This is a genomic window from Prevotella sp. S7 MS 2, assembly GCF_000762865.1.
Taxonomy (GTDB): Bacteria; Bacteroidota; Bacteroidia; order Bacteroidales; family Bacteroidaceae; genus Prevotella.
On sequence record NZ_JRPT01000007.1, the window covers coordinates 1 to 11,245 of the forward strand.

General features: G+C 47.7%; 9 protein-coding genes. 1 reads left to right on the forward strand and 8 read right to left on the reverse strand.

Annotated elements, in window-relative coordinates; translation table 11 throughout:
• Positions 1-210: 210 nt before the first annotated feature.
• Positions 211-1,494 (reverse strand): O-acetylhomoserine aminocarboxypropyltransferase/cysteine synthase family protein, encoded by a 1,284-nt coding sequence (locus tag HMPREF0671_RS02650; RefSeq protein ID WP_036896577.1) that lies wholly within the window; start codon positions 1,492-1,494, stop codon positions 211-213.
• A gap of 148 nt (positions 1,495-1,642) precedes the next feature.
• On the opposite strand from HMPREF0671_RS02650, the gene HMPREF0671_RS02655 reads away from it, so the two are divergent.
• The gene (locus HMPREF0671_RS02655) at positions 1,643-2,497 is read left to right on the forward strand and encodes a glycoside hydrolase family 16 protein (RefSeq protein ID WP_052052776.1); all 855 of its coding nucleotides are present in this window, start codon (positions 1,643-1,645) and stop codon (positions 2,495-2,497) included.
• Positions 2,498-2,515: 18 nt separating this feature from the next.
• Here HMPREF0671_RS02655 and HMPREF0671_RS02660 read toward each other — a convergent pair whose 3' ends face one another.
• Genes HMPREF0671_RS02660 through HMPREF0671_RS02690 form a run of 7 tightly spaced genes read right to left on the reverse strand, consistent with a single transcriptional unit; the run spans position 2,516 to position 10,972 of the window.
• Entirely contained in the window at positions 2,516-3,643 is a 1,128-nt protein-coding gene (locus HMPREF0671_RS02660; protein ID WP_036896578.1) for a PAS domain-containing sensor histidine kinase, read from the reverse strand.
• Positions 3,640-4,947: a sigma-54 dependent transcriptional regulator gene (locus tag HMPREF0671_RS02665; protein WP_036896579.1), complete on the reverse strand. Its 1,308-nt coding sequence runs from the start codon at positions 4,945-4,947 to the stop codon at positions 3,640-3,642. Before HMPREF0671_RS02665 ends, HMPREF0671_RS02660 begins: the two co-directional genes overlap by 4 nt.
• Before the next feature lie 19 nt (positions 4,948-4,966).
• Complete coding sequence (locus tag HMPREF0671_RS02670) at positions 4,967-6,445, reverse strand: TolC family protein (protein ID WP_036896580.1); 1,479 nt, start codon at positions 6,443-6,445, stop codon at positions 4,967-4,969.
• Positions 6,442-7,770 (reverse strand): ABC transporter permease, encoded by a 1,329-nt coding sequence (locus tag HMPREF0671_RS02675; RefSeq protein WP_036896581.1) that lies wholly within the window; start codon positions 7,768-7,770, stop codon positions 6,442-6,444. The genes HMPREF0671_RS02670 and HMPREF0671_RS02675 overlap by 4 nt, the downstream gene beginning before the upstream one ends.
• A gap of 6 nt (positions 7,771-7,776) precedes the next feature.
• Positions 7,777-9,045 (reverse strand): ABC transporter permease, encoded by a 1,269-nt coding sequence (locus tag HMPREF0671_RS02680; RefSeq protein ID WP_082721688.1) that lies wholly within the window; start codon positions 9,043-9,045, stop codon positions 7,777-7,779.
• Positions 9,042-10,295 carry an efflux RND transporter periplasmic adaptor subunit gene (locus tag HMPREF0671_RS02685; RefSeq protein ID WP_036896583.1) on the reverse strand — a complete coding sequence of 418 codons (1,254 nt, stop codon included), beginning with the start codon at positions 10,293-10,295 and terminating at the stop codon, positions 9,042-9,044. The genes HMPREF0671_RS02680 and HMPREF0671_RS02685 overlap by 4 nt, the downstream gene beginning before the upstream one ends.
• An 11-nt stretch (positions 10,296-10,306) precedes the next feature.
• Complete coding sequence (locus HMPREF0671_RS02690; protein WP_036896584.1) at positions 10,307-10,972, reverse strand: ABC transporter ATP-binding protein; 666 nt, start codon at positions 10,970-10,972, stop codon at positions 10,307-10,309.
• Positions 10,973-11,245: the final 273 nt, after the last annotated feature.

Sequence of the window (11,245 nt, forward strand, 5' to 3'; positions counted from 1 at the left end):
CCCAAAAGGGGAGGGAGATGGTTTTAAGTGGATAAGTAGACGAGTTTTGGTTTTAGTTTGTAAGTCTTTGAGTTGATAAGTCCTTTAATTGTGGGACGGGAAAGGTTCTTTTCTTTCTCCCTCCCCTCTATGGGGAGGGTTGAGGTGGTGCTTCTGTCCTTAATAAAAAAAGGTGTGCCCAAACAGACACACCCTTGTATATACTCATTCTTAAATCTTATCGAGCGCTTGCTTGATGTCATCGAGCAAGTCGTCGGCATCTTCTATACCCACAGAGAGGCGGATGAGGTCGTGAGCGATGCCTGCCTCGCGCAGCTGTTCGTCGGAAAGTTGACGGTGGGTATGACTAGCCGGGTGGAGCACACAGGTGCGGGCGTCGGCCACATGGGTCACGATGGCGATGAGTTGTAGTGAGTCCATGAACTTAATAGCAGTCTCACGGTCGCCTTTCAGACCGAATGCCATAACACCACAAGAACCATTAGGCAGGTATTTCTGGGCTTTGGCATGGTTCGGGTCGGTGGGTAATCCGGCGTAATGTACCCATGCCACACGGTTGTCGGCAGACAAGAATTCGGCTATACGCTGCGCATTGCGACAGTGTTGAGGCATACGTAGATGGAGCGTTTCAAGTCCTAGGTTGAGCAAGAACGAGTTCTGAGGACCGGGGATAGACCCAAGGTCGCGCATCAACTGTGCTACTAGTTTGGTGATATAGCCCATCTTACCGAACGCTTTGGTATAGGTGAGTCCGTGATATGACTCGTCGGGTGTACACAGTCCGGGGAATTTATCGGCATGGGCATCCCAATCGAAGTTGCCACTATCGACTACTACACCGCCCACTTGGGTGGCATGGCCGTCCATATACTTTGTCGTAGAGTGGGTGACGATGTCGCATCCCCATTCAAACGGACGGCAGTTGACGGGCGTAGCAAAGGTATTATCCACTACGAGAGGAACGCCATGAGCATGCGCAACACGTGCAAATTTCTCTATATCCAGCACATTACAGCCGGGATTAGAGATGGTTTCACCGAACATGAGTTTGGTGTTGGGGCGGAAAGCTGCACTCAATTCCTCTTCGGTAGCGTCTTGATTGACGAACGTACATTCGATACCGAGTTTCTTCAGCGTTACTCCAAAGAGGTTGTAGGTGCCACCGTAGATTTCGTTGGAAGCCACTACGTGATCGCCGGCCTCACATATATTGAAGATGGCGAAGAAGTTGGCCGCCTGTCCGCTCGATGTAAGTACAGCACCGATACCACCCTCAAGTGTGGCAATCTTCTTGGCTACGGCATCGTTAGTGGGGTTTTGTAGGCGGCTATAGAAATATCCCTCTTTCTTCAAATCGAAGAGTTGAGCCATTTCTTCAGTGTTGTCGTACTTGAAAGTGGTACTCTGTACGATGGGCAACACGCGTGGCTCACCGTTTTTGGGCTCCCATCCTGCTTGCACGCAGAGGGTAGATGTCTTCAAATTTTTCTTCATAATACAAATGATTTATAATAGTCTCTATCGATGTATGTTGCAAAGTTACAAAACAATTTGAGCCACACAACTAAATACTACCGATTTGTTTGGCATTCCGATAGACTTATGTTATTTTTGTAAACACAATCTATATCAATCAAAAACAATGAAAACCATGATTCAATCTATCCAAACATTGACACTAACCTCAATTCTATTACTAGGTTCCATGAGCTTACAAGCGTGCACTAAAGCCGCTATTGTTCCTGAAGAGAAAGGACAAAAGGGTGATAAAACATTATTTGTGGAGAATTTCGACGGTGTATCCAAGCGACCCGACCCGGCTGTATGGATGCTCTGTAAATACTCAGATACGGTATGGGGGCGCTACTTCGAGCATGCACAGAACTATGAAAACGTGCGTGTGGAGGGCGGTTATCTGAAGTTGAAAGCCGATAAACGCGACGGAATTTACCGCAATGGAGGCATCAGAACCATCAAAGGGTTCCCATGTAATACACGCGTTGAAGTGAAGGCGCGGTTCACTCATCAGGTCAAGGGAGGTTTCCCGGCCATTTGGCAGATGCCAATTAAGGGTAAAAACTGGCCTCAAAGTGGCGAGATAGATATCATGGAATGGATACAAAGCACACCCGGAGAAATCTATCAGACAGTGCATACGTCGTACAATCGAGAGCATTTGGGGCGCACCGGAGCCACCAATACACAGCCTAATCGCAACCTCGACATCACGAAAGACCACGTGTATGCGGTCGAGAGAACCGAGAAAGCACTCATATTCTATCTCGATGGATGTGAGACATGGCGCTATGAGAATCGACAAACTACCGATGAGAAAGGGAATATACAGTATCCGTTTGCCGATTACGACTTCGATATTATCTTGAATTTCTCACTCGGTGGCAAGTTCAAGGGTGAGGAAACGTGGCCCGGTGACATTGATGATGCCGATTTACCCGGTGAGATGTGGATAGACTGGGTGAAAGTTTCAAAACTCTAAATCAAGTTTTAGGTTCGTTTAAAAACAAATCTTGAAGACCGTGAGGCCGTTGCTTTCGGTCTTCAAGGAAAAACTGAAGCCATGACGGGTGAGCACTTCGCGTACGAAGATAAGGCCGATGCCTTGTCCGTTGGGCTTCGATGAATAGAACGGGGTGAAGAGATGCGACTCTGTTTCAGCAGTGATAGGGTCGCCATCATCGCTGATTTCAATGCTGTGTGAAGTGGTTGTAAGAGTTATTGTACCCTTGCCATCTATGCTTTCTATCGCATTTTTGATGATGTTTACAAACAACTGTTCCATCAAGATAGGGTCGGCTTGGAGGATGAGCGGCTCATATTGTCGACGGATGGTGATATCTTGGCAGAGTGTTTCCATCGACCTGAGACAAGTATCTAGATGCTCGCATACATCCATAGACTGTAAAGTGGGTTCTGGAATCTTCACCACATCGGCAAAACGTGTGATGAATCGACTCATGGCATAGCTACGGTCGATACACACGCGCATCAATTCCGCGATGTCGGTATCGGCTTTTAATTCCTCTGAAATACTCTCAAGACTCGACGTAATGCCTGCCACGGTGTTGTTTACCTCGTGGGCTATCATACGGACAACTTGTTTATAAGCCTTGTTCTCGGCCTTTCTCACCTCATCGGTCATCGATTCTATAAGTACGAAAGGATGCTGAAAACCATGGTCGATAAACGAAAGTCGTGCTAAACGGTAGATATGACTGTCGCTCAAATGGAGTGTAACGGTCTCTCCTTCTTGCAAGGTGGCGATGCGTTGGACTAGTTCTTGGTTGGCAAGGAAGTGCCGGGCAGCAGGATTTAGCGACGTGGTGTGGCCCTCGAAGTCCATCTGTACCACGCCCATGGGAGACGCCTCGATGAGCAAATCAAGGAAATGATTCTGCTCACGGACGCGCAATCGGTTCTCTTTCAACTGCTCCATCATGCGGTTGAAGATGTCTATGATGCGGTCGGCATCCTTTTGTCCCACGTGTCGAAGACGCGAATTGAAGTCTTGAGCCGACAGTAAATCCATGCCACTCTCAATGATTCGTCGTGGTTTGACGACGTAACGATGATAAAGACCTGCCAAGATGAGAGCCGTGAGAAGAGCTGTTGCTGCGTAAATCATGCCTTGTTGTATTTTTCTAGTCGGCGGTATAAGGCTTGCCGAGTGATGCCTAAGTGGGCTGCCACACGCGTAATGTTACCACCAAATAGCTGCATAGCCTGTTCGATACGGGCACGCTCGGCATCGGCCAGCGTACCGTTGGATTCTGAAGAGAATATCCTGTCGCCATGTTTCAGCCCCAGTTGGAAATCATTGGCGGTGAGATAGTCTTTGTCACTGATGATAATGGTGCGCTCCACAAGATTCTTCAGTTCTCTGATGTTACCCGAATAATTTTGCTCAGACAGCATATCCATTGCTTCTGGGGCAATGTCTACCGAACGAACTTGGGCTGCAAAATGGTTCACGAGTAATGGTATGTCTTCGCGACGTTCGCTGAGTGAGGGTAGATGGATGGTGATTAAGTTGATACGATAGAACAAATCTTCGCGGAATCTACGCTCGTTGATGCGGCTTGGCAAGTCGGCATTGGTGGCCGACACTACACGTATATCAACCTTACGAGGCCTACTGTCGCCCAATGGTTCGAAAGTTTGGTCTTGCAATACACGCAATAGCTTCACCTGTGAAGCCATGTCCAAGTCGCCTATCTCGTCGAGGAAGATGGTTCCTTTGTCTGCCATTTCGAATCGACCGATGCGATCTGACTGTGCATCGGTGAACGCTCCCTTGCGGTGACCGAACATTTCGCTCTCGAAAAGCGATTGTGATATGCCGCCTAGATTGACTTTGACAAAGGGCTTCTTGGTTCTACTGCTATTGCGATGGATGGCTTCTGCAATGAGTTCCTTACCTGTTCCGCTCTCTCCGGTAATCAATACGGATGCCTGAGTTTTGGCCACTCGCGCCACCATATCAAGACATTCTCTGAGCGCCCGACTCTTTCCGATGATTTCAGGAAAGTCGTTTGGTGCCTCCGTTTGTGGTATGTCGTTCATTTGTAGAGCCGTCTCAATGCGCTGTAATAGACTGGCATTGTTCCAAGGCTTGGTGATAAAGTCGAACGCTCCGGCCCTCATACCTTTCACAGCAAGGTCTATACTGCCCCAAGCTGTCATGAGTATGATCGGGATATGAGGCAAAAACAACTTCACTTGGCGTAATAATGTCAAGCCTTCGTCGCCCGATGTGGAGAGCGAGAAGTTCATATCCATGAGTATCAGTTGCAGTCTTGCCCCTTGACTCCGTATCATATCCATGGCTTCCGTGGCGTTGCTGACGGCCAATGGCGTCATTCCTGCTCGCTTCAGCATGAAATTAAGCGATGAACGTATGGTGATGTCGTCGTCAATTATCAGTATCATAACACAAAGCTATATATTTTCATGGCTTCTCACAAATTATTGCTTCAAAATCAGCATCAATGCTATTGTTTGTCGAGAAATCCCATAATGTGAGGCTACGAAGTTGATAATAGTAGTGCCAAAAGAGGTAAGTCTCGTTGATATATTGTTGTCGTGCCTCGTCTTTTCGGATTTGTGCATCGTTCAAATCAAGCGTGTTAATCTTGCCCATGACAAATGTTTCGATACTCGTTTGGTAACGCCGACGGGCTATACTGTCGGCTTCGACGGCGATAGAGAGCTGTCGTCGCTGGTTGTTGAAGTTTTCTACAAGTAGGAATATGTTCTGGTTGAAGGCTTGTTGTTGCTGACGTAGTCGGCTCTCGGTGACCTTTCGGTTGCTTTCGGCCATGCGTAATGTACCGCGACGCTTCCCCCAATCCAACAGCGGAATGGCCACACCTACTCGCACGATGGCATTATCGCGCAGGTCGCGATAGGCATTTTGCAATCGGTCGTTGGCTATTCCGCTCCATCCCATCGTCACGTTGAGCGATATATCTCGTAGGTTTCCGCGTGCTTGCGCCACCGCATAGTCGGCTTCCAATTGGCTTCTTCGGATACTTTGAACGAATGAATTACGAGTTAAAGCCTTGTCTAAGACGTCGACATAAGCAAGTTGGGGTGTGCCGGTAAGTACTTGTTGGGGTGGTGATACTACTTGTAAATCGGCCGAATCGGGCATATCGAGGAAGGCACGCAGCCTGAACAGGCTACTGTTCTTGCTGCTTTCGGCTCGCGCCAATGTCGCTTCGGCTTTGAGCAAGGATAGTTTTAGTTGCATGACATCGCTCTCGCTGACGTGCCCCATACGCCTTCTTTCGCGGGCAATATCGTATAGTCGCTGTGCATTTTCCTTGTTTTGACGGGCTATATTCACGTTTTCGTTGGCCAAAAGTAGGTCAAAGAAATATTGGATAGTCTTCATGGTGACCTCTTCGGTGGCCGAGATGAAAGCGGCTTTTGCCTCGTTATACTTCACCGGTTCAATGCGTCGGTGCCACTTATGATGGTTTACGCCGAAGAGAGGTTGCTCCAATGTGAGACTCAAAGGTACCGACATGAAGTTCCGATTGTTGGTGTCGTGGATGTAATCGAGCGATGATGTGAGCGATAACCGGCCGCCCGTGAGCCATATATTCTGCTTAATGTTGAGTGCACTCGCTAGCGATGTGGTCTCATTGCGCACATACTTATATGTTCCGTCGGCCTGTTGATAGGCGCTATAGCTTTGGTTGAACTGCGGAAGAGTGCCCACCAATGACAACTCCGGAAGCATATCGGCTCGGTAAGCACGATACTCCCAATAGGCAGCAAGCAACGAATTGCGAGCCACAGCAGCATCCAAGCTCTGCCGACGAGCCATGGCGATGGCGTCGGGGAGCGATAGTTGCAGCGTATCGGCGGCCGCAACGTACTGGCAAATGGTTGTCAAGAGCAGTAAAAACAATCGTCTCATAGTTCTCGAAGGGCTTCTGATGGTAATTCACGCGCGGCTTTTCTCACAGGAATCAAGGTGGCTAAAGTACTGATAAGTACTAAGATGACGTAGGTGATGAGCGTTGTTATACAAAGCAACCGGATGGGGTGATACATCAAATACGAGTAGTATTCTGCCAAAGATTCTTGTCTTGGACTGATATGGAACATTCCCATGGGTTGTAAGATGCTTATTGCTGCCACCCAAGCAAGACAGAATGCGAGTGTTGTGAGCATGGTAGACTCCAGTAAGTATTGCTTCATGATGCTGCGAGTGTCGGCTCCCATCGCCTTTTGTACGCCTATTTCGTCGCGTCGGTCGGCTGTTCTTAACCAGAAAGTTCCTAATATTCCAAGGAATATACAAGCCAAAAGGAAAAGCATAAAGATGCCGGCTATGCGTACAGCACTCATCAAACCGTATACTTCTAACTGGTCTTTCTGTCGTTCGATATCGTTTTTGAGCGATACGGAATAGATATTTCCGGTGCGTAATTTGGGGACAACGGTGGTTTGAAACCATTGTTTGAATGTCTCCACATCGGTATCCTCACGCAGTCGCAACGCAATATTAGTCTTGTCCCATTGGTCTTTCATATCGAAGTTGAGATTCCGGAACACCAGCAGGTTACCGTCGTTCACTTGCATAGTCTGCATGCTGACGTCGTCGAATACCCCAGCAATGGTATAAGCTGTATGTGCATCATCGCTGTATAGTATCTTCTTGCCGATGGCATTGCGTCCGGAGAAGTAGGTTTCAGCAATGTATTTGGAAATATAGACCGTGTGCGGCGAAGTGATACCATGCTCTCCCGGCTTTAACAGATGGATGGGGCGACCCGTATAGGCATCGCGAAACCGATAGAGATGGAGTTGATCTCCACCTGCCATAGGGACGATATGGAAGAATCGTGCAGGTATTTTTCTAGCAGTATCGCCTTGTACCAAGAATTGACTTACAGTTAAATTATTTCCGTAAGGAGTCGATTCTCCCGTGCCAATTACGCATTCTTCCACGTCTTGATGCTTTTGAATGAGCTGTAAAGCGTGGCGTAGCTCCTGCTCATATACACTGTCATTAGCGCATGTTTCTTTCCATCCTTCATCTTGATTGGTGTACCTATTTAACTCCACGGTATATAGATGGCGACTGTCATAGCCCTTGTCCGATTGAAACGCTGGCCATTGGAATAAGCCAAAATAAACAATAAAGAAAAGGAAGAAAGCCACAAGTGCCAGTTCAATAAACAGCCAACTGTTTTTACTACGTTGATTCCAAAGGGTTTTAAAGATAATTCTTAGCATACGGTTTTACTTTTTAAGGTTCAACGAATCTACAATATTGCGACGCAAAGAGAGGCATCCGGGGACCACGGCTGCCAATATGTTGACTGTCAAGCATACCAAGATAGTGAACAATATAATCCATGAATTGAACAGCATTTCAATAGTGATGATGGGATCGTCGCCTGTTTGGGTGAGCATCGACCGTAAGGCCGAGGCATTGGAAACCACAAGTACATAGGCCAACAAGAGGCCGATGAGCGACCCGATAGCTGTGAGTAGCACGTTCTCTACCATCACTTGCCACAGCAATGTGGACCTTCGCGCACCGAAAGCCTTTCGTATGCCCATTTCGGGAAGGCGTTTTTCCATACGACTGGAGATGAGACTGCTCAGGTTAAGCGACGGAATGACAAGTAGTCCGACTACTAATATTCCCAAAAGAATCAATGTTGCATAGTTGAATTCGTCTCCCGTCATCTCAAAATTGGCCGATTCTGCCAACATTCTTAAGTCGACTTGAAATTCTTTTTGAGAGGTATTCAAGCGTTTGAAGAAGTCGGCAATGGATTGTTGGGCTTGCTTTTTATCGCTCGTCAGTAGGTAGACATCCCATGTACCAAATAGTTTTTCGCTTGCTTTCGTGGCTTTGTTTTGGAGCATCTGTGGCGAAGCTGGCAGCCAAACTTCAGCATACGGTTCGCTAACAAAGGCCGATACGTCGGCTACTACGCCTGCTACGCGGCGCAACATGCCATTGAAGAGTATCTGTCGGCCGGCAATTTCGCTCGCTCCAAACATGCGTTTAGCCAGTGATTCACTGATAACAATGTCGCTTGATGCCCTGAGTATGTCGGCTTCTCCATAGGCTTTACCACTCAAGAACTTGAATTTGAACACGTCCCAAAAGCCTGCATCGGTGTAGACATAGGTTGCCGTGGTGGCTTGTAGATTGTTGGGAAGACTGAGTTGCCCTTTGTTCGGCTTGGTCTTGGTACCTATATAGCTCACTCCTTTCAGCGTTTTTAATCGTTCGGCAAGGCTGTAACTGAGTCTCCCCATCTGAACATTACGGTCGGCAAACTCTGCTTTGCCCGGTAATTCTATACGTAGTGAGGTCATCTCCAACATCATATTGCGTTGGTTGTAAGGGTAAAGAGGCGCCACTTTGATATAGGTTAAGATGATGACCGACATGGTTAACATCACCGAAAGAGCCGTTCCCACGATGTAAATAGTAGAGAATAGCTTATGTTGCCCTATCATTGTTCGGGCCTGACGAAGGTATATATTCATTGTCTTTTGATTTTTAATACGTTGTTTTTATACTGACCCATATCGCTCGTCACGACGGTCTCGCCCTTTTGGAGTCCGCTTTTTACTTCGACAAAGTCAAAGTTTCCAACGCCCAACTTTACCTGTCGGGCTACGAGCCTGTTCTTGCTTTCCTTTACGTATAATATATAGTCGCCTGCGCCTCGATAGAAATTACCGTTGGGAAGGCGCAGTGTGGCCGGACGAGTGGAGGTAACTACGAATACATCGGCTACCAATCCGGGACGTAGTTTCATCTTTTTCGGTTGGTTGTTGAGTTCTATCGTGAACTGTACGACGCCGTTCTGTGCCTGTGGCGTTATACTGCTAATGGTGCCGGTACATATACTTGAAGCTATCTTGATATAGGTTTTACCACCTATCATCAACTGTTCGGCGTAGTCGGCAGCTATCTCGGCGTTGATTTTAAAGTGGTTCATGTCGGCTATGACGGCTACTTGCTGCCCCTGCCCTACCTGTGCTCCCACTTGCGTTTGGATGTAAGTGAGTGTCGCCTTACGCGGAGAACGAATCTGAGCATCTTCCAATGTGCGCTTGTTTTCGGCCATAGTCTTGCCTTGCATGGCCACATCGAGCAGCTGAGCACGCATTTCTGCTTGTTGTATTCGGCGTGTATTAGCCAGTTGATGTTCCTGTTGTTGCAGTTGTAGTCGGGCTACATTGTATTCCATTCGTTTGCGTTCCACGTTGTCACGCGTACTTGAACCGATGCTGTCTAGATGTTGTTCGGCACGCAACTCTGCTTGTAGTCGATTCATTTTCATACGAGCCACGCGTATCTCCATTTCCATATTGGAGAGTGAGGTTTGTTGATTTACACGCAATTGACTAAGCCGTGCCTGTCTCATTTGTGCTTCGTCTTGTGCCCGTTGATACTCGGCTTCGGCCGCATGTAGGTCGAGTAGTAACAGCGGAGTGCCTACTTCTACTTGGTCTCCGGCTCGTTTGTAGACCTCTAAGATACGCGATGAGATGGGCGAATTGATAATTTCTTCGAACATCGGCACCACTTTGCCACCAGCCGTAACGCTTGCTACCACGTCTCCGCGGTCTACTGTAGCGAGTCTCAGCGTACTTTCGGCCACGCCGGGAGTTATCTTTGCGCGAACTATCAGCAGTGCAATGATGAGTAGAATGGATGCTCCACTCACTTTGGCAAGCCTCATCAACAGCCGACGCCGTTTCTGTTGTATGGTAATTTCTCTATCCATGAACTTCCAAATTATATAACCTGCCGGCCGTCGAAGAAGCGAATGGTGCGCGAAGTGTCGCGTGCCTGCTGCTCATTGTGTGTTACCATGACGATGGTAGTGCCGTCTTCGCGATTCAGTCGATGGAGTAGCTCCATGATATCTGCCCCCATCTTCGAGTCGAGATTACCGGTTGGTTCGTCGGCGAGGATGATTTCGGGTGCTCCGATGATGGCTCTTGCGATAGCAACACGCTGACATTGTCCACCGGAGAGTTGTGATGGCAGATGGTGCATGCGATGGGTAAGTTCCACTTTGGCCAACACCTCTTCGGCACGGTGTCTTCTTTCTTTGGCGCTCACGCCTCTATAGAGTAGCGGCATCGACACATTGTCGAGCACATCGAGCGAGTTGATGAGGTGGAACGATTGGAAAACGAAGCCCAATTTACGATTACGGAAGTCGGCCATCTGTCTGTCTCGCATGCCTACTGTGTTTATCCCGTCGATGACGATGCTACCTGTGGTGGGTGTTTCGAGCAGTCCCATAATATTGAGCAAGGTTGATTTGCCACATCCGGATGGACCCATAATACTGAGAAATTCTCCTTTTTCTACTTTGATATTGACGTTTTCCAGTGCTACGGTCTCTATATCGCCGGCACTATATACCTTACTAATGTCTGTGAGTAATATCATATTGTTTATATTATTTTTACTGTTGCGATATGAACAAGATGCATGCCAAAGTTGTAACTCGTTGATAATCAACGCTAGTTGTGTTTTGCTGGTGTACGAAAGCGGACAGTGCGTACGTTGAAAGAGGAGGAAGAGGGAGAAAGAAAAGAACCTTTCCCGTCCTACAACTAAAGAACTTATCAACTCAAAAACTTAGAAACTAAAGCCTAAACTCGTCTACTTATCCACTTAAAACCATCTCCCTCCCCTTTTGGGGAGGGCTGGGGTGGGGCT